Source organism: Flavobacterium gelidilacus DSM 15343 (genome assembly GCF_000422685.1).
Lineage (GTDB): Bacteria > Bacteroidota > Bacteroidia > Flavobacteriales > Flavobacteriaceae > Flavobacterium > Flavobacterium gelidilacus.
The window spans coordinates 43,302-67,733 of sequence record NZ_KE383904.1 but is presented as its reverse complement, the minus strand read 5'-3'; the positions used below and the strand labels follow the sequence as shown (position 1 = coordinate 67,733).

Sequence of the window (24,432 nt, the reverse complement as noted above, 5' to 3'; positions counted from 1 at the left end):
TTTAATCCTTAAATCTTTTAATCAATCATTCAAAGATAAAGCCAAATGTTGTTTTATGCTTTTTTGTCAGTTTTTAATTTTGATATTGTACCAATTATTGGTAGTTTTGAATATAATTTATGGATTATGGGCAAAAACACATCAATTGTATTAGGAAGTCATTTTGAAGAATTTATTAAAAAATCTATAAATTCTGGAAGCTTTAACTCTGCTAGTGAAGTCATTAGAGCCAGTTTGCGTTTATTGGAAGAAGAAGAACTAGCCAAACAAGAACTTATTATGCAATTAAAACAAGGAGAAAATAGTGGTTATGTTTCTGACTTTGACACTACTAACTTTTTGAATGAAATGAAATCTAAATATAATAAAAAATGATAATTTATGAATTATCAAGACTTTCAAAATTAGATTTGGAAGAAATTTGGGTTTGGACTTTAGATAATTTTTCTATTAATCAAGCTGATTATTATATTGAAAATTTAATTTATAAGATAGAGGAGCATTGCAAACATCTTGATAATAAAATTGTAGTTGAGCAACACTTTCTTGATTATAAATATGTGTTATATCAATCACATTATATTTTTTATTTAAAAACTTCAGAAAATAAGATTTCTATTGTTCGTGTTTTACATCAAAACAGGAATATTACAAGAATTTTGAAAAACCATTCTTAATAAAACCTACATAAAATCTTTAGCCCTGATGGGAATGGCATCCTTTTTTGAAAAAAAAGATAGAATGGACAGCAGGAAGAAACCTTTCTAAAAATGCCTGAAGTTAGAGCTCCAAAAAAATAAAATTATTGTATTTTTACAAAATGAATGCACCATTAGCAGAACGAATTCGCCCAAAGAAACTATCGGAATATATTAGTCAGTTGCACTTAGTTGGAGAGCAAGGTTCGTTGACACATCAGATAGCGAAAGGAATTATTCCGAGTTTGATTTTGTGGGGACCACCTGGAACGGGAAAAACCACTTTGGCTCAAATTATGGCTGAAGAAAGTAAACGTCCGTTTTATATTTTGAGTGCGATTAATAGTGGTGTAAAGGATATTCGTGAAGTTTTGGATAAAGCGAAGCAAAGTGGTGGTTTATTTACGGCAAAAAATCCGATTTTGTTTATTGATGAGATTCACCGTTTTAGTAAATCGCAACAAGATTCGTTGTTAGCTGCTGTGGAGAAAGGTTGGGTAACTTTAATTGGAGCAACGACTGAAAATCCGAGTTTTGAGGTGATTCCGGCTTTGTTGTCAAGATGTCAGGTTTATGTTTTGAATCCGTTTTCTAAAGATGATTTGGAAGCTTTGTTGCATAGAGCGATTAAAACCGATGCTTATTTGAAATCTAAAGATATTCAACTTAAAGAAACGGAAGCTTTGTTGCGTCTTTCTGGTGGTGATGGTCGAAAATTATTGAATGTTTTTGAATTAGTCATTAATGCCAGTGAAGGCGATTTGATTGAAATTACGAATGAGAAAGTAATGCAATTGGCTCAAAAAAACACAGTTTTATATGACAAAACGGGTGAAATGCATTATGATATTGTTTCCGCTTTTATAAAATCAATTCGCGGAAGTGATCCAAATGGTGCGGTTTATTGGTTGGCTCGTATGATTGAAGGTGGTGAAGATGTAAAGTTTATTGCCAGAAGAATGTTGATTTTAGCCAGCGAAGATATTGGAAATGCAAATCCGACCGCATTAATTATGGCTAATAATACGTTTCAGGCTGCGACAACAATTGGTTATCCTGAAAGTCGAATTATTTTGAGTCAGTGTGCGGTTTATTTGGCAACTTCTGCTAAAAGTAACGCGAGTTATATGGCTATTGGAAAAGCTCAACAAATCGTAAAACAAACTGGTGATTTGCCTGTTCCGTTACATTTACGAAATGCTCCAACTAAACTAATGAAGGAATTAGGTTATGGTGATGAATATAAATATTCGCACGACTTTGCTAATAATTTTGCTGAACAGGAATTTTTACCTGATGATTTATCGGAAACTAAATTCTTTGACCCTGGCGAAAATGCTCGTGAAAAGGAAATTCGTCAGTTTTTGAAGAATCGTTGGAAGGATAAGTATGGGTATTAGTATGAGTTGATATAAACTAAAACTTCGCATCAACTTCTTCAACCACTAAAACATCATTTTGATAACTTTCAAATTTTGAGTTTTTACCGTTGAAAGTAAAAATTCCTTGAATACTTCCTTTTTTAGCAATGAAGATTGCAGGGTTTGTAGTTTTTGAAAGTTCGAATTTTATCTTTTTATTTTCGTCGACTAGATTATAGCCGTTTTTAGTTAGCACAGAAACTAATTTTGCATTTTCAATACCAATTTCCTGTTTACTTGATGTCACTTTCTCTTCGGTTAAAACAGCACTTTCTTTGACTTCTATCTTATTTTCAGTAGAAATAGCATATTTATTTTTAACATTTGTAAATCCTTTCATTGAAATTAATGCAGCTCTCGTTACTTCATTATATGCTGCATTTATATTTTTTTCTCTCGACTCTGTTTCATCACTAAAAGAGACAACATTGTTTTGACAATCTTTTAATTCAATTTTCATTTTTGTTTTAAACATATTGCTGTCTTCAATTAAATCTAAAAACAATGCATTACATCTATTGCTAGCTACTTCTAAAGGTAATTTATCAGTTGTATAAAACACTTGGAAACCTTCTTTTTCAAAGAATGATTTACATAAAACATTTAGATTATATTCATTTTCAGCTTTTAAGAAATCGAATTTCTTTGGCATAATAATAACTTTATAATTTTCTTGTGCTACAGAAAGCATAGAAAAAAACAATATTGATAAAAAAACAATTTTCTTCATTTTATAATATATTTTTTAATTCTAAAAGATGATTTACTTGGTAAACATCGTGATTAATTTCTGTTTTATGCTCGTTGAAAAAGATTGCATCTATACCAAAATCTAAAGCTCCTAAAACATCTGCTTCAAAGCTATCACCAATCATAATGCTTTCTTCTTTTGAAGCTTTTGCAATTCCTAAAGCGTAATCAAAGATAATAGGATTTGGTTTTTTTTGTCCGGCTAATTCTGAATTTGTTATGGTTTCAAAATAATGCCCAATGTTTGAATTATGCAACTTCTTGTCTTGAACTTTACTAAAACCATTAGTTATTATATGCAATTGATAATTTGGTTTTAAATAGTCTAACAACTCAATAGCTCCGTCAAAAAGATGATTGTATTCTGGTAAATACTCAATATAATCATCAGATAATTTGTGAATAATTTCGTCAGAAACTTCAAATTTCAAAGCATCAAAAACATCTTTCAATCTATAATAACGTAAATCTTGATGTGAAATCTGATTGACTTGATACAACTTCCAATAATGTTGATTTCTTGGAATATAAATGTTTAAAAATTCTTCTAGAGAAATATCAAAACCTTGATTTTTAAAAATTGCATCAAACGCAAAACCTGAATTTTTATCGAAATCCCAGAGTGTATGATCTAAATCAAAGAAAACGTGTTTTTTATGTTTGAACATCTTATTTTTTTACAATTACAGCATCTTCGATGTGATAAATCCAATCTTCTATATCTGTTTCGTTGTATCTAAAAGTTCCTTTTAAAGTCACGTATTGATCCGTATTTAGTTTTGGCAAACTTCCTCTGAATTTAATTCCAGCTAAAGTTTCTGGCCCAGATTTTCCACAGAAAAAACAAGCTGCAAATACGTTTTTACTAATCGCATAATTCTTCGAATCAATTGGAATAATAAATCCACTGATTACAACCGTTTTCTTTCCTAAAGTTTTTAATTTTGAATTCACGACAGGAAAATCTACTTCTCCATAATCTTTTACTGTTTTTTTACTGTATGAAATATTCCCTAATAATTTCCATGTCAAAGTATCTTCTGCAACTACTTTATTAGTAGAAGTTTTGAAATTTTTATTTGTTGAATTTGAAAAACTAAATAAGAAAAAAGCAACAAAAAGTGCTACAATAATTTTGGTAAACTTACCCATTTGCTAATGTTTTTGATATATTTAAATTATAGGCTTTTATAGCCGGAATTAACGCTGCAATGATTCCAACAAAGATAGTTAGTAAAAAAAGAATTCCTTCTTTATCCCAAATAAATTCATAAGGATTGAAACTCATTTTAAAATCATCTTCTGCCGAATTGGAAAGCAACATCAAAGCAATTCTTCCAAGAATCGTTCCAAAAAGGAATCCAACCACACATAATAAAAGACTTTCTATCATTACTAATAGTAAAAGCTTAAATCGTCCTGCTCCACTTACTCTTAATAAAGCAAACTCAAATTTTCTTTCTTTTAATGTATTGAATAAAGCTATAAAAATTGAAATTCCAGAAATCAACATAATTCCGTAGGCTAAATATTGAAGAGCATCAATTCCGATTCCGAATAATTTGAATAAACGATTGACTTCAATTGCTGGAGAAGCTACTTGCATTTTTGTATTTTGAGCGATGATTCTTGGCCAAGTTACAATTCCCATTTTATTTCTGAATTTTAATAAAACTGCTGTAATTTCCATGTTTGGTTCGTCAATTGTCAAATCATTTTCATGATCATGTTGAATATGTCCTTGTTCTCCATGAGCTGGATTTTCTGCAACATGATCGTGTTCGTGATCATCATGAATATGTCCTTCTTCTCCATGAGCTGGATTTTGAGAAACTTCTTCCTCATGATTATGTCCTTCATGACTTCCGTGCATTTGCCAAACACTTGGAATGTTACAAATAATTAAATTATCTACAACTTTTCCGGTTTTTTCAGTAATTCCAACAACAGTGTAAGCTTCATTTTCATGAACTTCTCCTTCTGCTGCATCACCATGAGAACCAAAGAACGTATCTCCTACTCTAATGCTTAATTTTTTAGCAATGTCATTTCCAACAACTACTTCAAAATTATGTTCGAATAGTTTTCCTTCAGAAATTTTTGCTCCATATTTCTCTAAATAATCTGGAGTTGTTCCTAAAATTTTATAACCTCTATAATTATCTCCAAAGGCTAAAGGAATTGCTTTTTCTAAAAAAGGGCTTTTCATCCAAACTTTTGCAGAATCATAACTAATATTCCCAGTTGGTGCATCTACTTGATAAACTGATGAAAGTATTAATTGCAAAGGACTTCCTTGTGCTCCCATTACTAAATCTACACCATCAATATTACTGTTGAACTTTTCTTCAAATTGTTTTTCTAATAAAATTAAAACTGTAATTATCGCAACACTTGACATCAATAAAATGACACTCAAGATTGTATTTAAAGGTTTAAACCAAATATTTCTCCAAGCTAATTTTGCTATCATATCATTGTTATTTGGTTGTGAAACTTCTCTTTTATTCTGCTATCGTGTGTTACAATTATTAAAGCCGCTTTGTATTCTTTTGATAAGGTTGTAAGTAATTCAATTACTGTTTCTGTATTTTTATCATCTAAACTTGATGTTGGTTCATCTGCCAATAAAACTTTTGGTTCATTAATCAAAGCTCTAGCAATTGAAACACGTTGTTGCTGTCCAACACTTAATTGTGAAGGCAATTTTGAAGCATGATCTTCTAATCCTAATTGACATAATAGTTTTTTAGCTATTGCCGAATTTTTCTTGCCTGTTGCTAACCAACTTGTCATTTCTAAATTTTCTAAAATAGTTAAAGAAGCTATGAAATGTGGTTTTTGAAAAACTATTCCGATATTTTTCCCTCTAAAAGAATCGTTTTTTCTTTCGGATAAAGTAACAATATCTGTTGAATCAATTTCTATAGAACCTGTTTTTGGACGCAACAATCCTGCTAGAATATGTAAATACGTGGTTTTTCCTCTTCCTGAATTTCCTGTAATTAGAATAACATTTCCAGCCGTGCAAAATAATGCTGGCATGTGAAATAATTCTCCCTTTGGATATTGAAATGTAATGTCTTTAGTACTTATCATACTTTTCTAAATTCTAATTTCTGAATTCTAATTTTATAAGTGGCAAGGTAAGAATTTGAAACGTATTAATTTCTTAAACTTTTCTAAAAAATTCCTTCATCATTAAAGCTATAAAAACCATTTTCTGTTATGATAATATGATCTAAAACCGCAACATCTAAATATTTTGAAGCCTCTTTAATTTTTTTAGTGATTTGAATGTCAGCTTCACTTGCTACTAATTTTCCTGATGGATGATTATGAGTCAAAATGATAGATACAGCATTTTGCTCAAAAGCAATTTTGAAGATTAAACGAATGTCTACAACTGTTCCTGTAATTCCACCTTTTGATAATTGAGCTTTATGAATTACTTTGTTGGAATTATTTAGGTATAATATCCAAAATTCTTCGTGAGGCAATTCACCAATTATAGGTTGCATGATTTCGAAAACCATTTTACTTGAGGTAATCTTTTTTAATTCAACTGCTTCTTCTGCTCTTCTTCGTCTTCCTAATTCTAATGCCGCAGCAATGGAAATGGCTTTTGCTTCACCAATTCCTTTAAAGTTTAATAATTGACTTACTGAAACTTTACCTAAAGAATTCAAGTTGTTATTTGTTGATGCTAAAATACGTTGACATAATTGCACTGCGCTCTCATTTCGAGAACCAGAACCAATTAAGATAGCAAGTAATTCAGAATCCGATAAGGAAGATTTTCCTTTTAATAGAAATTTTTCGCGTGGACGATCGTCTTCCGCCCATTGGTTGATTGGTGTGTACATATTTTATTTGGCTTATATTAAAGTACAAAAGAAAATAATTTTATAATAACTTCAAAATAAAAACGTTAGAATTTTTTATACTTGACACAAATTGCACGAATCATCGCAAATTAAAAATCAAAATGAAACAATTTTTATACATATTTACACTATTATTTACGCTACTTTCATGTAAAAAAGTAGTGAAATCGAATGAAATAGTTTTTTCAAATCCTACAGAAATTATTCAAGATAGTATTATTAAAAAACCGAATTCGTTTGCAGAAAAATTATCAAATGCTGTGATTTCTATAATTGATGATAAAATAGTTTACACACCAAGTTATGTTGCCATAAAATATCCAAATGGTGATGTTCCTTCAAAAACTGGAGTTTGTACTGATGTAATCATTCGTGCTTATAGAAAATTGGGAATTGATTTGCAAAAAGAAGTTCACGAAGATATGAAAGCTAATTTTTTTAAATATCGAAAAACTTGGGGTTTAACAAAAACTGATACAAATATTGATCACAGAAGAGTACCAAATTTGGAAGTGTTTTTTGAACGAAAAGGAGAAAAATTAATTGCTTCTCAAAACGCATCTGATTACAAAACTGGTGATTTAATAACTTGGATGATTAACGGAAAACTACCTCATATTGGAATTGTAACTCATTTAAAATCTGACGATGGAAAACGAAATCTAATTGTACACAATGTTGGTGGCGGACAAATTTTGCAGGATTGTTTGTTTAGTTATGAAATTGTTGGGCATTATAGATATGAGAAATAAATGATTCTAAAATTTAGTTTCTCTTGTTATTTTAATATCATAAAAACCAAACTCTTCAACAAATAATGCTTTAATATTTTTTTCAACTTCATTTGGATTGAAAAAATTTTTATCTTTTTTGCTCTCAATATAATTATCTCTTGCAATCCTTTTAATTAAATTACCGAAAGTCTTATCCTTAAAATCTAACGTAAAAAATCTACCTAAAAACGAAAGTGTAATAAATGATAATATACCTACTATTATATAATTAGTTGAAAATAAATCATGAAAAAAGCTACTTATTAAAAAAATAAAGTTTAATAAAATAAAAAAAGAATAAATATGAGGAGTTCGTAATACATCTAACTTTAACCCTAGCTCATTCTCAATAAATTTAATTGATTTTTTTCTTTTCAATAATGGAAAAATTTTATTCAAGCTTGTTATAGGTTGAATATTTTCATCATTAAAAATTTTGAAATCAATAATTATTTTTTTTACTTTATTAAATAAATAATGTGAAGTACAACTTTTATATTCAATTTCATTTTTTAAAGATAATTTTCCATTAACTAAATCTATTAAATCTCCAAAAGAATTAAGTTTTGAAACTTCATCAGTAAACTTTACTTGAAATGAGTTCTCAAGTTTAGTTAAAAAATCTTCTACATCGAGCGAATCAATATTACTTAGAATTCCTTTCAAATTATTATAGAATTAATTCATCAACCCTTTCACTTCCTCAAAATCCAAACCACCATAATTACCTGAACTCATTAACAATAGAGCAGAATTATCGAAATTTTGTGCAAATAAAAAGTCTTTAAATTCTTTTGGATTGGTGTAAATAATTAAATCTTCTCTTTCAAACGATTGTGCTATTTGGTCGTATGTTACTTCTTCTAATTGTTTTATTTTTACTGCATCTGGTGAATAGAAAACTACAGCAACATCTGCAGAATCTAATGCTCCTTGGTATTCCTTTAAGAATTCTGCATTTAAACTACTATAAGTATGTAATTCTAAACAAGCAATTAATTTTCTATCTGGATATTGATTTTTAACAGCTTTTGTAGTTGCAGAAACCTTACTTGGTGAATGCGCAAAATCTTTATAAGCTACTTTTCCATTTCCTTCTGCGATTTTCTCTAAACGTTTGCTTGCTCCTTTAAAAGTGGCAATGGCTTCGTAAAAATCAGCTTCATCAACTCCCATGTTTTGGCAAATCCATTTGGCACCAGCTAAATTGTTTAGGTTATGTGCTCCAAAAACTTCAATTGGCATTGGACCTTCTGGCGTGTCTAATAAAGTTGTTCCGTTTTCGACTGTGTAACTTGGTGTTTGATAAGGTAATTTTCGAATAGGATTTTCAGTTTCTTCAGCAACTTTTTTTACGGTTTCATCTTCTTCATTGTAAACTAAAATTCCACCTCTAGTGATTTGATTTGCGAAAATTTCAAACTGTTCCACATAATTTTCAAATGTTGGAAATACATTAATATGATCCCAAGCAATTCCGGAAAGCAAAGCAATATTTGGCTGGTATAAATGAAATTTTGGTCGTCTATCAATTGGTGAAGATAAATATTCATCGCCTTCTAAAACGATAAAATCATTCTCGTGCGTTAAATGAACCATCGTATCAAAGCCTTCTAATTGAGCTCCAACCATATAATCCACTTCAATGTTATGAAAGTGCATTACATGTAAAATCATTGAAGTAATCGTAGTTTTTCCGTGTGAACCACCAATTACAACTCGTGTTTTATTTTTAGATTGTTCGTATAAAAATTCAGGATAAGAGTAAATTTTCAAGCCCAATTGTTGTGCTTTTAACAATTCTGGATTGTCTTCTTTTGCGTGCATTCCCAAAATAATAGCTTCAATATCTGAAGTGACTTTTTCTGGAAACCAACCCATTTCATTTGGCAATAATCCTTTTTTATCTAATCTTGATTTCGAGGGTTCAAAAATAGCATCATCGCTACCTGTTACTTGATATCCTTTATTATGTAAGGCTAGAGCTAAATTGTGCATGGCTGCTCCACCAATGGCTATGAAATGTGTACGCATTTGAAATTCCAATATTTAAAATTCCAAATTCCAAAAAAAACTAATTTGGAAATTTAGGATTTGATTATTATTTTATTTTTTAAATTCTTGTTTTAACTGATTTGCTTTCGTTTTATCCTTCATTTTATTCCAATACAAATCATATAATTTTTCATAAGTTGTATTTGAATTTCCTATTTCGTGTGCTTTTTTATAATTTGCTTCTGCTTTTGAATAACGTTCAAAATACACATCAATATAACCTCTTGCTAAGTAACCGTCAACTTTAGACAAGTTCATTAATTGTGTTGCATATTTTTGGGCTTTGGTTTCACTTCCTCCAACAATTCCGGGTAATTCGATATATAACATTACTAAAGCCCAACGCGTATCGATATGTTTTTCGTCTAATTTAGCAGCAGTTAAAAAAGCAGTTTCAATATCAGAAATCATTCCTAATGCTCTGAATTTATTAACACTTTTAGCTTTCATGCCCATTGCACCACCATATTTGTAATGATAATTTGCAGTAGAAGGAAATTTGAGTTTTAATTTTTCATAGAGAGAAATAGCTTCATCCCATTTTTTTTCTTTTCCAGCAATGTCTCCTAAATATTCAATGGTTTTTGAATGATTTGGATTCGTTTTTAAATAGTCTTCAAATAGTTTTTTTGCATCAGAAAGTTTATTTTCTGAATACAATTTTTCTGCTTTTTCAAAACTTGATTGAGCTATCATAACTGAAGAAAATAATAAAAAAAATAATAGTTTAATTTTCATTGCTTTAAATTATGCTCAAAAATACTAAAATGATTTTAAAAAAAATCATTTATACTACTAAACAAAAAAGGCTTTCTAAAAATAGAAAGCCTTTTTTGTTTTTATTGCTAATTAAAAAATTACTCAGCTGGAACATTCAACATTTTCCAAAGCTTATCTTTCAATTCTCCTAATCCTACATTTGTAATTGAAGAAATAAACATATAAGGAGTTCCTTTAAATTCTTTGTCTAATTGCGCTTTTAGTTCGGTTTTTAATTCTTCATCAAGCATATCACATTTTGAAATTACAACCAATCTGTCTTTATCTAACATTTCTGGATTGTATCTTCTTAATTCATCTAACAAAATTTCATATTCTTTTTTAATATCATCAGCATCAGCTGGAACTAAAAATAACAAAGTCGAATTTCGTTCAATATGTCTCAAAAAATAATGCCCTAAACCTTTTCCTTCTGCTGCACCTTCAATAATACCTGGAATATCTGCAATTACAAAGGATTGAAATTCTTTATAAGCAACGATTCCTAAATTAGGCTTTAAAGTTGTAAAAGGATAATCGGCAATTTTTGGTTTTGCAGATGTTAATACTGATAATAAAGTCGATTTTCCAGCATTTGGAAATCCTACTAAACCTACATCAGCTAAAACTTTTAATTCTAAAATGATATCAACTTCTTCAGTTGGCATTCCTGGTTGAGCATATCTTGGCGTTTGATTTACTGAATTTCTAAAATTCCAGTTTCCTAAACCACCTTTTCCTCCTTTTGCAAGAATTTTTGTTTCATCATGTTCTGTAATTTCAAATAAAACATCACCTGTTTCTTTATCTTTTACAATGGTACCTAATGGAACTTCAATGTATTTATCACCACCATCAGAACCAGAACTTCTCGAACTTCCTCCATCACCACCGTGACCAGCCTTTACGTGACGCAAGAATTTTAGACTAAATAATGTCCAAAGATTTTTATTCCCTCTAACATAAACGTGTCCACCACGACCTCCATCTCCACCATCTGGACCTCCTTTTTCAATAAATTTTTCTCTATGTAAATGCGACGAACCCTTTCCTCCTTTTCCGGAAGAAACATATATTTTTACGTAGTCGACGAAATTTCCTTCTGTCATAACTTTAATTAGTGTTTAGCAATTAGTAATTAGTGATTAGCCAATTTCAATGCTAAAATTATTTTTGCAAAGGTAAGATTTATTACTCAAACTACTATTTTATTCTTTATTGATGTTTTTTACTAAAATTTTATCAATTTTTACGCCATCCATATCAATTACTTCAAACTCTAATTTATTCCAAATTAATTTCTGACCTTGTTTAGGAATTGCTCCTAATTCAGTAATGATTAAACCACTAACTGTTGTTACTTCATAATCTGACAAATAATCATCCATTTCAAAATAGGTTAGAAAATCATGTAGTGAGTAATGTCCATCTACCAACCAAGAACCATCTTCTCTTGCTAATAGTTGAAATTCTTCTTGATAAAAATCGGAAGCATCACCAACCAAAGCTTCTAAAATATCATTTAAAGTAATCATTCCTTGAAAAACTCCATGCTCATCAGTCACCAATGCATAATGAATTTTTGAGGTTTTAAAATGTTCTAATGCTTTATAAGCTAAAGTATATTCGATAAAATAAATGGGTTCACTTATAAATTGTTTTAAATCGAAATCTCCAGTTTCAAAATTTGAAAACAATTCTTTTAAGGAAACAATTCCAACTACATTGTCCAAATTATCTTTACAAACAGGGTAAAAAGAATGTAAATTTTCTAAAATTTTAGCTCTAATTTCTTCAGTTGTGTCTTGTTGAGATAAATATACTACTGAATTTCTATGTGTCATGAGAGAGTTTACTTTTCTATCTCCAATATGAAAAACACGTTCAACGATGTCTTGCTCAATTTCCTGAACTTCTCCTCCTTCTGTTCCTTCTTTTATAATGGCTTTGATTTCTTCTTCCGTAACTTTTCCGTCAGCTGAAGGTTTTATTTGTAACACTTTCAATAAAAACTCAGTTGAAATCGTCAACAACCAAATAAATGGCATCGTAATTTTTGACATATATTTCATAGGAATGGCCAAAGCTTTTGCAATTCCCTCTGGATGATTCAAACCAATTCGTTTGGGTAATAATTCGCCTAATACTAATGAGAAAAACGTCAAAATTATTACAACTATAGCAACGGCAATTGAATCTGCATAAGGCTGTAAGACTTCAAACGAACTAACAAAATTTTTAACATCTGTAGTGATTTTATCTCCAGAAAAAATACCTGTTAGAATTCCGATTAAGGTAATTCCGATTTGAACGGTTGATAAAAATTTATTGGGAGAATTAGCTAATTCTAAAGCAGCTTTTGCTTTTATATTTCCTTTTTTGGCAGCTGTTTCTAAACGAGTTTTTCTTGCAGAAATTAAAGCAATTTCAGACATTGAAAAAACGCCATTTAATAGAATTAAGAATAATATAATAAGTATTTCCATAAGTAAAGTTAAAAAAAAAGAGCTATTTAAATGAATAGCTCTTTAATGATTACAAATATCTAAAAAAAATTATAAAGTATCTATAACCTTACTCAATCTTTCTGTTACTTCTGCAATACTTCCAATTCCGTCAACAGATTTGAATTTATATTGTGCCTTGTAGTAATCCATCAATGGAGCCGTTTTTTGGTTATATTCGTCGTAACGATTTCTGATTTTTTCTTCATCTTGATCATCTGGTCTTCCTGATGTTTTTCCTCGTTCTAATAAACGTTGTACTAAAATATTATCATCAGCTTCTAAAGCAACTGTTGCCGTAATTTTTTGATTTTTTGAACTTAGAAAAGCGTCCAATGCTTCTGCTTGTGCAATCGTCCTTGGAAATCCGTCAAATAAAAATCCTTTTGCATCTGGATTTTTATCAACTTCACTTTGCAACATTTTAATGGTTACTTCATCTGGAACTAAATCACCTTTATCCATAAAAGTTTTAGCTAATTTTCCTAAATCGGTATCATTTTTTATATTGTATCTAAAAATATCTCCTGTTGAAAGATGTACTAAACTATATTTCTCTTTTAAAAAATCGGCTTGAGTTCCTTTACCTGCTCCAGGTTTTCCGAATAAAACTATATTAATCATTTCTGTTTGTGTGTTTGCTATGGCTAATTGATATACATCTGGTAAATTTCTTCCTAATCCATCATAATCTAATCCAAATCCAACGATGAATTTATTTGGAATTCGAATTCCAACATAATCTAATTTTATGTCTTTTTTATAAGCTTCAGGTTTAAAAAATAAGGTTGCAATTTTTAAATGCTTTACTTTTTTGTCTTTTAATATTCTTTTTAATTCTTCAATTGTGTTTCCAGTATCAACAATATCTTCAACAATTACAACGGTTTTTCCTTCTAAATCTTCGTTTAAACCGATTAATTGTTTTACTTCATTTGTTGTTTCTGTTCCTTCATAAGAAGCTAGTTTTACAAAACTTACTTCACACATTCCTCTATAATATTTCATCAAATCTGAAATAACTTTAAAAGAACCATTCAAAACTCCAATAAAAACAGGAACTTCGTCAAAAAAATCATCATCCATTTGTTTTGCCATATTTTGAATTGCAAAATCTATTTCGTCTGATGAAATAAAAGGTGTAAAATGTTTATCGTGTAATTGTATCATTGTGTAGTTGTTCCGAAATAAATCGGTTTTGTTGTTTGTAATTAAAAATAAACAACAAATTTACTAAACATGAAAGGATTACGAATAAAGTATTTCAACTTTTTTGCAAAATTGATATATTTACAGCATGAAATCGTCACAAACCCTATTTGCTTTAGCAAAAACCTTAAAAAAAACGATACCATATATGATCTCTAAAAATAAATATTTCCATATATGAATTCAGAAATGTTTGCAAAAATTGACCAAAGTACAGCTCACAAAAAAAGCAGAATTACAGTAAGTAATTTTGCCATGAAAAGTGATGAAAATTTAGCTGAATTAATCGAAATTGCTTTTGATATTTCGCACAAAAATCACGTAAAAGCCTTTTGGTCATTAGAATTAGTTTGCAATAAAAAACTAAAAATGTTCGTACCCTATTTAGATAGGTTTTGTGAAGTTCTTCCTAAATTGAAAGAGGATTCAGCTGTTAGACCAGCCACAAAAATTTGTATGTTTTTAGCCAAAAGCAATCACAGAAAAAACGGAATTGAGTTGTCAAAAGACCAAGAACACACTATTATTGAAAATTTAGTAGATCGATTAATTCAAAATGAAAAAGTAGCTGCAAAAGTATATTCCATGAAAGCTTTATTTGTTTTAGGAAAAAAATACAATTGGATTTACGAGGAATTAAAGCCAATAATCACGCAAGATGCTTTTGAACATTCAGCAGCTTATCAAGCTTGTGCGCGTAATATTTTGAAGAAGTTAAATTAAAATTATATCTTTGATTATCAAACCAATAAGGCGATGAATTTACAAGAAAAAAAACGTGCAATTATTAAAAAAATAGAAGAATCTACTTCAGATGATTTTATTTCAAAAATTTATAACAACATAAATCAAGCGAATTCTTGGGACGAAACAGATGATGGAAAAGATTTGATTATTAAACTTCTAGAAAAATCGCAACAAAGTGCAAAAGAAGGAAAAACACATTCTTTTGATAATGTTTTGAATGAAGTAAGAGATAAATATGGTCTAAAATGATTCAAATTGAAATTTCTTAAGAAGGCAGAATTTCTTTTCTAGATGTCTCAGAATTTGTGCTTTTTAAATGGAATTATAAAATACTTCAAAATTTTATTGATTTAGTAGATCAAACTCAAAAACAACTGCTAATTAATCCTCAATTAGGTAAATTATTTACAAAAACTATCCGAAAAGTTGTGTTGCACAAAAATGCTTCTCTATTTTATGAATATGATGAAGGAAATCAAAAAATCATATTTTTACTTTTTATAGACAATCGACAAAATCCAAAAGATTATTTAAAATTATTGTAACGGAATTTCAAATGTTTATCTTTGTGGAAAGTAAGTTTTAACTAAAAAAGAATCTGAAACAAGTTCAGATTAAATTATATGAATTATTTCTCTTCTGATTTTAAATTAGGAATTTTAGGTGGTGGTCAATTAGGAAAAATGCTTTTGGCTGACACAAGAAAATTTGACATTCAAACTTTAGTGCTTGATCCAAGTGAAGAAGCACCATCACAATTTGGCTGCAATGCTTTCTACAAAGGAAGTCTAATGGATTTTGACACGGTTTACAAATTTGGAAAAATGGTTAATTTATTGACAATCGAAATTGAAAACGTAAATCTTGACGCTTTAGACAAACTAGAAGAAGAAGGTTTAGCTGTTTTTCCATCTCCAAAAACCTTGCGTTTAATTCAAAACAAAGGAAAACAGAAAGATTTTTATGTCGAAAAAAACATTCCTACTTCAAAACATTTGCGTTTCGTAGGTTTAAATGATTTAAAACAATCTCTTGAAAAAGACGAATTAGAGTTTCCTTTCGTATGGAAATGTGCTCAATTTGGTTATGATGGAAATGGTGTAAAAGTTTGTCGTTCTTCTATGGACTTAACAAATCTTCCAGATGTGGAATGTATTGCTGAAGATATGATTCCCTTTAAAAATGAATTGGCAGTAATTGTTGTTCGTTCGTTTTCTGGAGAAGTAAAAACGTATCCTGTTGTAGAAATGGAATTTCATCCTGAAGCTAATCAAGTTGAATACGTAATTTGTCCTGCAAGAATTGACGAAAAAGTAGCTCAAAAAGCCATTGATGTTGCCTTAAAAGTTTCTGAGAGTTTCAATCACGTTGGTTTATTAGCTGTTGAAATGTTTCAAACAGAAGAGGATGAAATTTTAGTAAACGAAGTCGCACCAAGACCACATAATTCCGGACATTATTCTATCGAAGCAAGTTATACATCACAATTTGAAAATCATTTAAGAGCTATATTAAATCTTCCTTTAGGAAATACTTCAAGCAAAGTTGCCGGAATTATGGTGAATTTGGTTGGTGAAGAAGGATTTGAAGGTCAAGTTGTATATCAAAACATTGAAAAAATAATGGCAATTGACGGAGTAACACCTCATATTTACGGAAAAAGACAAACTAGACCTTTCAGAAAAATGGGTCACGTTACAATTGTAAACGAAGATATGGTTGAAGCTAGAAAGATTGCTGAGGAAGTTAAGAAAAGTATTAGAGTTATAAGTTAATTGAAAGATTGAAAAAATTGAAAGATTGAAAAATTAAACAAATCTTTAAATTCTTAAATCTTTAAATCTTTAAATAAAAAAAATGAAAGTAGCCATCATAATGGGTTCAAAATCCGATTTACCAGTAATGCAAGATGCCATCGATATCTTAAACGGATTTGATATTGAAATCGAAGTAGATATTGTTTCGGCACACAGAACTCCAGAAAAATTATTCGATTTTAGTCAAAATGCACATACTCGTGGAATTTCAGTGATTATTGCTGGAGCTGGTGGAGCTGCTCATTTACCTGGAATGGTTGCTTCTATGTCTCCATTACCTGTGATTGGTGTTCCTGTAAAATCTAGCAATTCGATTGATGGTTGGGATTCTGTTTTATCCATTTTACAAATGCCTGGTGGTGTTCCTGTAGCAACTGTTGCTTTAAATGGTGCTAAAAATGCCGGAATTCTTGCTGCTCAAATCATCGGAACTTCTGATAAATGTGTGTTAGATAAAATAATTGCTTACAAAGAAGGATTAAAGCAAACCGTTTTAAAATCTTCGGAAGAATTAAAAAAATAAAAATTTAAACCATTTAAATAGTAAGTTAAATTAAGTTATATATCAATTCTTAATCAATCTTAATACTTTAATGGCAAAAAACATTATAATGAAACTACTTACCCAAACATTCCATACAAAATTCGAAACAGCTCCATTTTTGCAAATTAAAATGGAAGATTACAAACCTGCTTTTGAAGAAAATATCAAAAATGCAAAAGCTGAAATCGATGCCATAATAAATAATCCAGAATCTCCAACTTTTGAAAATACTTTAGAAGCTTTAGATTTTGCAGGAAATCCTTTAGATAGATTATCGTCTATTTTCTTCAATTTAAATTCGGCTGAAACTTCTGAAGAAATGCAAAAAATAGCACAAGAAGTTTCTCCATTACTGACAGAATTTAGCAATGACATTACTTTAAATGAAGATTTATTCAAAAGAATAAAAGCAATTCACGATCAAAAAAATGATTTAACTTTAACTACGGAACAACAAACTTTATTAGACAAAAAATACAAAAGTTTTGTTAGAAATGGTGCTTTGTTGAATGACGAACAAAAAACAAAACTTCGTGAAATTGACACACAATTAGCCAAACTGAAACTGACTTATGGTGAAAATGTTTTAGCTGAAACCAACAATTATCAGTTACACATCACAAATGAAGCCGATTTAAAAGGTTTGCCTGAAGGTGTAATCGAAGCTGCAAAGTCAGAAGCAGAAAACAGAAAACTAGAAGGCTGGGTATTTACTTTAGATTACCCAAGTTATATACCTTTTTTAACGTATGCAGATAATCGTGAATTACGTAAAGAACTTGCTATTGCAGCAGGAAAAAAAGCATTTCAAAGCAATGAATTTGACAATCAAAATAACGTAAAAGATATTGTTCGTTTGCGTCATGAACGAGCTAATTTATTGGGTTATCCTTCACATGCTCATTTTGTTTTGGAAGAACGTATGGCTCAAAATCCAGATAAGGTAATTTCATTTTTGAATGATTTGTTAGAAAAAGCAAAACCTGCAGCAGAAAGAGAATTTGCTGAATTAACTGCTTTCGCTAAAGAATTAGACGGAATTGATCATTTAGAAAAATGGGATGGTGCTTATTATTCTGAAAAATTGAAGCAAAAATTATTCAATTTAGATGATGAAAAACTAAAACCTTATTTTAAATTAGAAAATGTTTTAAACGGTGCATTTACAATTGCTAGAAAACTATACGGATTAACCTTCACAGAAGTTTTTGATATTGAAAAATATCATAAAGATGTTACAACTTACGAAGTAACGGATGAAGATAACCAATTAGTAGCTGTTTTTTATGCTGACTTTTTTCCAAGAAAAGGAAAACGAAATGGTGCTTGGATGACTTCATTTAAATCACAATCGATTAGAAATGGTAAAAACGATAGACCACATATTTCAAATGTGTGCAACTTCACACCACCAACAGTGACTAAACCTTCACTCCTAACCTTTAATGAAGTAACAACTTTATTTCACGAGTTTGGTCATGGTTTGCACGGAATGTTAGCCAACACGGTTTATCCAAGTTTATCTGGAACTTCTGTCTATTGGGATTTTGTGGAATTACCAAGTCAAGTGATGGAAAATTGGTGCTATGAACCAGAAGCTTTAGCATTATTTGCTAAACATTACGAAACTGGTGAAATTATTCCACAAGAATATGTAGAAAAAATCAAAGAAAGTGCGAGTTTTCAAGAAGGAATGGCAACCATGCGTCAAATAAGTTTTGGCTTATTAGATATGACATATCACGGAAAACCACAAACAATAGATAATGTAAAAGCATTTGAAGAAAAAGCATTCGAAAACACAAAACTATATCCAGATGTTGCAGAAAATTGCATGAGTACATCTTTTTCTCATATTTTCCAAGGTGGTTATTCTTCTGGATATTACAGTTACAAATGGGCAGAAGTTCTAGATGCTGATGCATTTGCTTATTTTCAAGAAAAAGGCATTTTTGACAAAGAAGTAGCTACAAAATTCAAAGAAAACGTACTTTCAAAAGGTGGAACAGAACATCCAATGACTTTGTACAAAAAATTTAGAGGCCAAGAACCAAAACCTGAAGCTTTGTTGAAAAGAGCTGGGTTGATCTAAAAATAAGATAACCGAATTTCAATAGTTCGGTTTCTTTTTAAAATAAACTTTCATTTATTTTTGAAACTTTAAAAACTTTTATATATCTTTGTCTCATCAAACTGAAATAAATCCAAAATGGAATTCAAAGAAGCAAAAAATAAATTCGTTCAAACTTGGGGTGCATTAGGTAGTCAATGGGGAATTAATAAAACCATGGCTCAAATTCACGCCCTATTAATGGTTAGCAATGAACCTATTTCTATGGAAGACGTTATGGAAGAATTACAAATTTCTCGCGGAAATGCTTCAATGAATTTACGTGCTTTAATGGATTGGGGAATTGTTTACAAAGAATACAAAGCCGGTGAAAGAAGAGAGTTTTTTACTGCTGAAAAAAATTTAGACGAATTAGCCGTAAAAATCGCAAGAGAAAGAAGCAAAAGAGAAATCAAACCTGCTTTGAAAGTTTTAAAAGAAGTTTCAAGTATAGATTCAAATGCCACAGAAGAAGAAAGACATTTTGTAGATCAAACTACCAAATTATACGATTTTGTTTTAAAAGCTGACAATATGTTAGAAAAAGCTACAGAATTTAAAGACAATTGGTTAGGAAGATTGGTTATAAAAATTATGAAGTAGAAACTGAAACAAAAAAATTTAACTTAAACTTTCATTTTTTTCTGAAAGTTGTAAAAAAAAATAAAACAATATGAGCTTTTTAACTGCAGAATGGAATGATTTACTTTTCATCAATTACGAGATCGATTCAAAATTGCTAGAAAAATATGTTCCAAAAGGAACTGAATTAGATTTATGGAATAACAAGTGTTACATAAGTCTAATAGGTTTTATGTTTGAAAACGTAAAAGTCTTAGGTTTTAAAATTCCATATCACGTAAATTTTGAAGAAGTAAATTTACGTTTTTACGTCAAACGTTTCGAAAATGGAATTTGGAAACGAGGCGTTGTATTTGTCAAAGAAATTGTACCTAAGCATGCTATAACAATTGTTGCAAATACTTTGTACAATGAACATTATCAGACATTACCTATGCGTCACACTAGAACTTCTGATGCTAATTCGCTACAATTCAAATATGAATGGAAAAACGACAATTATTGGAATTCGATTGCAGTAAAAACGAAAAAAGAACTTCTTTCAATTGAAAAAAATTCCGAAGCAGAATTCATATCAGAACATTATTATGGTTATACCAAATCAAACCAAAAGAGAACGGTAGAATATGAAGTTACACATCCAAAATGGCAACAACTAGAAGTTATGGATTATCAAGTTGATGTTGACTTTGAATTGGTTTATGGAAAAGAATTTGCCTTCCTTCAGGATCAAAAACCAGTTTCCTGTTTTATGGCGAAAGGTTCTAAAATTACGATTGAAGGAAAAAAATCCATAAAAGAATAACAACTCAAAACTTAGATTTCTTCCAAAAGAAAACAAAACATTTAACTATGAAAACACTAAACAACCAAACTCTAATTTACGATGAAGATTGTCCAATGTGTAACATTTATACTTCTGGATTCATAAAAGCAAAAATGCTAGATTCTCAGGGCAGAAAATCATTTGCAAACATAACTATTGAAGAAAAAAACTTTGTTGATTTAGACAGAGCTAAAAATGAAATAGCATTAGTTGATTCTAAAAACAAAACTACTTTATATGGAATTGATAGTTTGCTAAAAATAATTGGTTATTCATTTCCATGGATGGAGAAAATAGGTACTTTAAAACCAATTAATTTCCTCTTGAAAAAATTTTACAAATTCATTTCTTATAACAGAAAGGTTATTGCACCTAGTAAAATTAAAAACAGTAGTCAATGTATTCCAGATTTTAATGTAAAATATAGAACTTTATATATACTTTTTGCAACTCTTTTTACGGCAATAACTTTATTTCAATATTCAAAATCAATTGTATTGTTGCCAAAAGCTACTTTCCTTAGAGAACTATTTTTAGCCGTTGGACAAATAGGATTTCAATATTTGTTTATTCAAAAATTAAGCAAACAAAAACAACTTAATTATATAGGTAATTTAGTTACTGTTTCAGTAATGGGAAGTTTATTTTTATTACCAATTATATTCTTAAATAAATTTATTTTTTTAAATGAATATGTGATTTTAGGCTGGTTTGGTTTAACCGTAAATTTAATGATTTTAGAACATTACAGAAGAACAACTATTTTAGAATTGCCTAAACATTTAACCTTAACTTGGATTTTATATAGAGTAATTGCTTTAATAATAATCCTAACTTTATAACAATGAAAAAATTAGTAATCGCAGCAGGAACAGGTTTTTTAGGTCAAGTTATAGTAAATCATTTTAGAGATAAGTTTGAAGAAATTGTAATTCTTACAAGAGGAAAATCTGAAATAAAAAACACTATTAAATATGTAAATTGGAATGCAAAAACGCTTTCTGGTTGGGAAAACGAGCTAGAGAATGCTGATATTTTAATTAATCTTGCTGGAAAATCTGTTGATTGTAGATATACTGATAAAAACATGAAAGAAATTTTATCATCAAGAATTGATAGTACTTCTATTTTAAATAAAGCTGTTTTACAATGTAAAAATCCTCCAAAGCATTGGTTAAATTCATCCACTTCTACCATTTACAGAAATTCTGAAGACAAACAAATGACCGAAGAAAATGGAGAAATTGGAAATGACTTCTCTATGAATGTAGCTAAATCTTGGGAAAAAGCTTTATTTCAAATTGAAACTCCAAAAACACTAAAAACAGCTTTAAGAACTTCAATAGTTTTAGGAAAAAATGGTGGTGCTTTTATTCCGTTAAAAAGATTAGCACAGTTTGGATTAGGTGGAAAACAAGGGAATGGAAATCAATTTATTAGTTGGATTCATGAAAAAGATTTCGCTAGAGCAATTGAATTTATTATTGAAAAAGAAATGATTGGAGTTGTAAACGTTGTTTCTCCAAAGCCTATTCAAAATGAATATTTCATGAGTGAATTAAGAAAAGTATTAAAAATCCCAATCGGAATTCCAACACCAAAAGCAATTTTAAAAATTGGAGCAAAAATTATTGGAACTGAACCAGAATTAGTCTTAAAAAGCAGAAATGTTATTCCGAAAAGATTACAAGAAATTGGTTTTGAATTTAAATTTGATACTTTAGATAAAACCTTTAAAAACCTTTCATCATGAACCTCAACATAATTGGTTACGCTATCTATTTACCAATTGCTAATGCATTAACAACATATGTTGCAAAAACTTTATTCAAAAACAGCTTAATAACATGACAAATATTTTTAAAGTAAAAGAGGAAATTACTAAAGCTACAAACAAATTATTTGAGTCTGGTTTCTATCTATTAAACTTAGGATTTGCATTAATGATTTTAGAACTTTACCTCTACAAAGAAGGCTATCAAGAATTAATTGAAAAACTAAGTTATAAAATTGGAGGTTTTGAAATCTACTTAGGCATCATGCTTTTAGTTAACTTATATTTTTTTTTAGAAGAAAAAGAAAAGCAGGAGAGAATAATCAAGATGATCAAAATGTAATAAAAAATTAATAATAATTTAATGGGAAATCTATAAGATTCTGTTAAAATCATATAATTTACTAAAGACTTAAGTAACATAGTTTTGTTGAAATTAATTATTAAAATACAAATTATGAATCTTAAAAGAATCTTTGGAACAATACTTACTTCTCTTGGAATAGGTGGTTTAATTTACACTGCTGTTTTATTTTCAAACACGTCAGGAAGTAATCAAGATATTAGATCACTAATTATTTTTGGTGTTTTAGGTTTGATTTTCTTCTTAACAGGAATAAGTTTAGTTAGAACAACAAAAGACGAATCATAAACATTTATGAAATTATAAATTGTTTTTGATTAGTTTAAAAATTAAAAACAATGACAACCATAAACCTCATCACAAAAATAAATGCACCAAAGAAAATCGTTTTTGATTTATCAAGAAATATCGATGTGCATCAAAATTCTGCCAGCAAAACTAATGAAAAAGCTATTGCAGGAATTACTTTTGGTTTAATCAACTTAAATGAAACCGTAACTTGGAAAGGCAAACATTTTGGAATATACTTAACACACACAAGTAAAATAACCGAAATGGAACTATATGATTATTTTGTTGATCAAATGGCAAGTGGAAATTTCAAATCTTTTAAACATGAACATTCCTTCATAGAAAAAAACGGAAAAACAGTTATGATTGATAATCTAATGTATGAAACTCCTTATGGAATATTTGGAAAGTTATTTGATAATCTTGTTCTAAAAAAACACATGACTAATTTTCTAAAAACTCGTAATGAGGTTTTGAAGAATTTAGCTGAAAATCAATAACAAAACCAACCAAAAAAAAGGTACACTTTCAACCCAAAAAGAAGTATAATATTTATTCCGTTTTGAATCGGCATAAAAAGTAAAAATGAATAATATTAATGCAACTAAAAAAGTAATTACTAATTGTTGAAACGTAATATTTGGCTTAAAAAAATCTAACACAAAAAAGACTAAAGTTAATAAATAGCTCATATTTTTGGTTTGATTCAATCCTAATTTTTGAGGAATAGTATGAAGTTTTAAATCGTCAAATTGCAAGTCAATAATTTCAAAAATTAACATCAACACAAAAACGAAAAAAAAGCGTTGCATACATTTCAATATAACAATTATTGAAAAATCCATATCTGCATTTAGAACTGGCAAAAGAACGGTTACTCCAACCCAAGCAATAGCTACCAAATAAATTTTTAAACCACTCCAATTTCGCATGTTAGTTCTATGCGGAAAAAAAGGTAATGTATATAAAATTGTAAGTAATAATGCTCCAAATCCAATTAGCTTGGTTTTTGTTTTTAACTCCAAAAAATAATAAAAAGTAGCTATTGCTGATATGACACTTAAAACAATAATAGCCTTAAAAGTTTTAGTCAATTTAATTTTTTTTACTCTTGCTAATTCATCATACTTGATAAAATTATACCCTACAATGGTTCCAAAAAAACCAAAATAAGCTACAGATTCATCATAAGAAATGTTTAACTTGAAAAAAGTTATTCGAATCAAAGCATAAACGGCCAAAGCAACATGAAGACTACTTTGAATGTAAAAATCAAATATGTATTTTAGAATTCGCATTCAACAAAAATAATCAAAGTGTT

General features: G+C 29.3%; 29 protein-coding genes. 16 read left to right on the top strand and 13 right to left on the bottom strand.

Translation table 11 applies throughout. The features are described 5' to 3' along the window. The first annotated feature begins 45 nt into the window (after nucleotides 1–45). From G507_RS0112740 to G507_RS0112730, 3 genes are all read left to right on the top strand, one after another. Entirely contained in the window at nucleotides 46–375 is a 330-nt protein-coding gene (locus G507_RS0112740; RefSeq protein WP_342662435.1) for a type II toxin-antitoxin system ParD family antitoxin, read from the top strand. After that, nucleotides 372–677 carry a type II toxin-antitoxin system RelE/ParE family toxin gene (locus tag G507_RS0112735; RefSeq protein WP_026717843.1) on the top strand — a complete coding sequence of 102 codons (306 nt, stop codon included), beginning with the start codon at nucleotides 372–374 and terminating at the stop codon, nucleotides 675–677. Before G507_RS0112740 ends, G507_RS0112735 begins: the two co-directional genes overlap by 4 nt. 143 nt (nucleotides 678–820) lie before the next feature. Then, nucleotides 821–2,098, top strand: coding sequence for a replication-associated recombination protein A (locus G507_RS0112730; RefSeq protein WP_026717842.1), 1,278 nt, complete (start codon nucleotides 821–823; stop codon nucleotides 2,096–2,098). Nucleotides 2,099–2,114: 16 nt separating this feature from the next. Here G507_RS0112730 and G507_RS0112725 read toward each other — a convergent pair whose 3' ends face one another. From G507_RS0112725 to radC, 6 genes are all read right to left on the bottom strand, one after another. Continuing rightward, nucleotides 2,115–2,849, bottom strand: a complete 735-nt coding sequence (locus G507_RS0112725; protein WP_026717841.1) for a hypothetical protein — start codon at nucleotides 2,847–2,849, stop codon at nucleotides 2,115–2,117. Nucleotide 2,850: 1 nt separating this feature from the next. Further along, nucleotides 2,851–3,537 carry a YjjG family noncanonical pyrimidine nucleotidase gene (locus tag G507_RS0112720; protein ID WP_026717840.1) on the bottom strand — a complete coding sequence of 229 codons (687 nt, stop codon included), beginning with the start codon at nucleotides 3,535–3,537 and terminating at the stop codon, nucleotides 2,851–2,853. Nucleotide 3,538: 1 nt separating this feature from the next. After that, the gene (locus G507_RS0112715; RefSeq protein ID WP_026717839.1) at nucleotides 3,539–4,021 is read right to left on the bottom strand and encodes a hypothetical protein; all 483 of its coding nucleotides are present in this window, start codon (nucleotides 4,019–4,021) and stop codon (nucleotides 3,539–3,541) included. Further along, a complete protein-coding gene (locus tag G507_RS0112710; RefSeq protein WP_026717838.1) occupies nucleotides 4,014–5,342 on the bottom strand; it encodes an ABC transporter permease in 1,329 nt (442 codons plus the stop codon). The genes G507_RS0112715 and G507_RS0112710 overlap by 8 nt, the downstream gene beginning before the upstream one ends. Continuing rightward, nucleotides 5,339–5,968, bottom strand: coding sequence for an ABC transporter ATP-binding protein (locus G507_RS0112705; RefSeq protein ID WP_026717837.1), 630 nt, complete (start codon nucleotides 5,966–5,968; stop codon nucleotides 5,339–5,341). The genes G507_RS0112710 and G507_RS0112705 overlap by 4 nt, the downstream gene beginning before the upstream one ends. An 83-nt stretch (nucleotides 5,969–6,051) precedes the next feature. Further along, a complete protein-coding gene (radC, locus tag G507_RS0112700) occupies nucleotides 6,052–6,735 on the bottom strand; it encodes a RadC family protein (protein ID WP_026717836.1) in 684 nt (227 codons plus the stop codon). A gap of 122 nt (nucleotides 6,736–6,857) precedes the next feature. Here radC and G507_RS0112695 point away from each other — a divergent pair, with 122 nt between their 5' ends. After that, nucleotides 6,858–7,508 carry a DUF1287 domain-containing protein gene (locus G507_RS0112695; RefSeq protein ID WP_084518982.1) on the top strand — a complete coding sequence of 217 codons (651 nt, stop codon included), beginning with the start codon at nucleotides 6,858–6,860 and terminating at the stop codon, nucleotides 7,506–7,508. Between the two features lie 6 nt (nucleotides 7,509–7,514). On the opposite strand, the gene G507_RS0112690 is transcribed toward G507_RS0112695, so the two are convergent. From G507_RS0112690 to G507_RS17575, 6 genes are all read right to left on the bottom strand, one after another. After that, nucleotides 7,515–8,195 carry a hypothetical protein gene (locus G507_RS0112690; RefSeq protein ID WP_026717834.1) on the bottom strand — a complete coding sequence of 227 codons (681 nt, stop codon included), beginning with the start codon at nucleotides 8,193–8,195 and terminating at the stop codon, nucleotides 7,515–7,517. 12 nt (nucleotides 8,196–8,207) lie between these two features. Next, nucleotides 8,208–9,563, bottom strand: a complete 1,356-nt coding sequence (locus tag G507_RS0112685) for a UDP-N-acetylmuramate--L-alanine ligase (RefSeq protein ID WP_026717833.1) — start codon at nucleotides 9,561–9,563, stop codon at nucleotides 8,208–8,210. Between the two features lie 72 nt (nucleotides 9,564–9,635). Further along, nucleotides 9,636–10,322: a tetratricopeptide repeat protein gene (locus tag G507_RS0112680; protein ID WP_026717832.1), complete on the bottom strand. Its 687-nt coding sequence runs from the start codon at nucleotides 10,320–10,322 to the stop codon at nucleotides 9,636–9,638. A 119-nt stretch (nucleotides 10,323–10,441) separates the two neighbouring features. Then, nucleotides 10,442–11,452 (bottom strand): GTPase ObgE, encoded by a 1,011-nt coding sequence (gene obgE / locus G507_RS0112675; RefSeq protein WP_026717831.1) that lies wholly within the window; start codon nucleotides 11,450–11,452, stop codon nucleotides 10,442–10,444. Nucleotides 11,453–11,551: 99 nt separating this feature from the next. After that, a complete protein-coding gene (locus G507_RS0112670; protein ID WP_026717830.1) occupies nucleotides 11,552–12,778 on the bottom strand; it encodes a hemolysin family protein in 1,227 nt (408 codons plus the stop codon). A 120-nt stretch (nucleotides 12,779–12,898) separates the two neighbouring features. Next, nucleotides 12,899–14,017 carry an adenylate kinase gene (locus tag G507_RS17575; RefSeq protein WP_084518980.1) on the bottom strand — a complete coding sequence of 373 codons (1,119 nt, stop codon included), beginning with the start codon at nucleotides 14,015–14,017 and terminating at the stop codon, nucleotides 12,899–12,901. A 216-nt stretch (nucleotides 14,018–14,233) separates the two neighbouring features. Here G507_RS17575 and G507_RS0112655 point away from each other — a divergent pair, with 216 nt between their 5' ends. The 12 genes from G507_RS0112655 to G507_RS0112595 all read left to right on the top strand — a co-directional run bounded on the left by G507_RS0112655 (nucleotide 14,234) and on the right by G507_RS0112595 (nucleotide 23,611). After that, a complete protein-coding gene (locus tag G507_RS0112655; RefSeq protein ID WP_026717829.1) occupies nucleotides 14,234–14,779 on the top strand; it encodes a hypothetical protein in 546 nt (181 codons plus the stop codon). 33 nt (nucleotides 14,780–14,812) lie between these two features. Continuing rightward, a complete protein-coding gene (locus G507_RS0112650; RefSeq protein WP_026717828.1) occupies nucleotides 14,813–15,052 on the top strand; it encodes a hypothetical protein in 240 nt (79 codons plus the stop codon). A 374-nt stretch (nucleotides 15,053–15,426) separates the two neighbouring features. Beyond that, nucleotides 15,427–16,578 carry a 5-(carboxyamino)imidazole ribonucleotide synthase gene (locus G507_RS0112640; protein ID WP_026717826.1) on the top strand — a complete coding sequence of 384 codons (1,152 nt, stop codon included), beginning with the start codon at nucleotides 15,427–15,429 and terminating at the stop codon, nucleotides 16,576–16,578. Nucleotides 16,579–16,660: 82 nt separating this feature from the next. Beyond that, nucleotides 16,661–17,143, top strand: a complete 483-nt coding sequence (purE, locus tag G507_RS0112635; RefSeq protein ID WP_026717825.1) for a 5-(carboxyamino)imidazole ribonucleotide mutase — start codon at nucleotides 16,661–16,663, stop codon at nucleotides 17,141–17,143. 88 nt (nucleotides 17,144–17,231) lie between these two features. Further along, on the top strand, nucleotides 17,232–19,256 hold the full coding sequence (locus G507_RS0112630) for a M3 family metallopeptidase (RefSeq protein ID WP_026717824.1): 2,025 nt from the start codon (nucleotides 17,232–17,234) through the stop codon (nucleotides 19,254–19,256). A 117-nt stretch (nucleotides 19,257–19,373) separates the two neighbouring features. After that, nucleotides 19,374–19,877 (top strand): GbsR/MarR family transcriptional regulator, encoded by a 504-nt coding sequence (locus G507_RS0112625; RefSeq protein WP_026717823.1) that lies wholly within the window; start codon nucleotides 19,374–19,376, stop codon nucleotides 19,875–19,877. 70 nt (nucleotides 19,878–19,947) lie between these two features. Next, on the top strand, nucleotides 19,948–20,661 hold the full coding sequence (locus G507_RS0112620; protein WP_026717822.1) for a YqjF family protein: 714 nt from the start codon (nucleotides 19,948–19,950) through the stop codon (nucleotides 20,659–20,661). Nucleotides 20,662–20,708: 47 nt separating this feature from the next. Next, nucleotides 20,709–21,524: a DCC1-like thiol-disulfide oxidoreductase family protein gene (locus G507_RS0112615; RefSeq protein ID WP_026717821.1), complete on the top strand. Its 816-nt coding sequence runs from the start codon at nucleotides 20,709–20,711 to the stop codon at nucleotides 21,522–21,524. 2 nt (nucleotides 21,525–21,526) lie between these two features. After that, the gene (locus G507_RS0112610) at nucleotides 21,527–22,435 is read left to right on the top strand and encodes a TIGR01777 family oxidoreductase (RefSeq protein ID WP_026717820.1); all 909 of its coding nucleotides are present in this window, start codon (nucleotides 21,527–21,529) and stop codon (nucleotides 22,433–22,435) included. Between the two features lie 94 nt (nucleotides 22,436–22,529). Continuing rightward, on the top strand, nucleotides 22,530–22,799 hold the full coding sequence (locus G507_RS16950; RefSeq protein ID WP_342662434.1) for a hypothetical protein: 270 nt from the start codon (nucleotides 22,530–22,532) through the stop codon (nucleotides 22,797–22,799). Between the two features lie 114 nt (nucleotides 22,800–22,913). Further along, nucleotides 22,914–23,108 carry a hypothetical protein gene (locus G507_RS0112600; RefSeq protein WP_026717819.1) on the top strand — a complete coding sequence of 65 codons (195 nt, stop codon included), beginning with the start codon at nucleotides 22,914–22,916 and terminating at the stop codon, nucleotides 23,106–23,108. A gap of 50 nt (nucleotides 23,109–23,158) precedes the next feature. Further along, nucleotides 23,159–23,611 carry an SRPBCC family protein gene (locus tag G507_RS0112595; RefSeq protein ID WP_026717818.1) on the top strand — a complete coding sequence of 151 codons (453 nt, stop codon included), beginning with the start codon at nucleotides 23,159–23,161 and terminating at the stop codon, nucleotides 23,609–23,611. On the opposite strand, the gene G507_RS0112590 is transcribed toward G507_RS0112595, so the two are convergent. Then, complete coding sequence (locus tag G507_RS0112590; protein WP_026717817.1) at nucleotides 23,594–24,409, bottom strand: UbiA prenyltransferase family protein; 816 nt, start codon at nucleotides 24,407–24,409, stop codon at nucleotides 23,594–23,596. The genes G507_RS0112595 and G507_RS0112590 overlap by 18 nt on opposite strands. Nucleotides 24,410–24,432 lie beyond the last annotated feature (23 nt).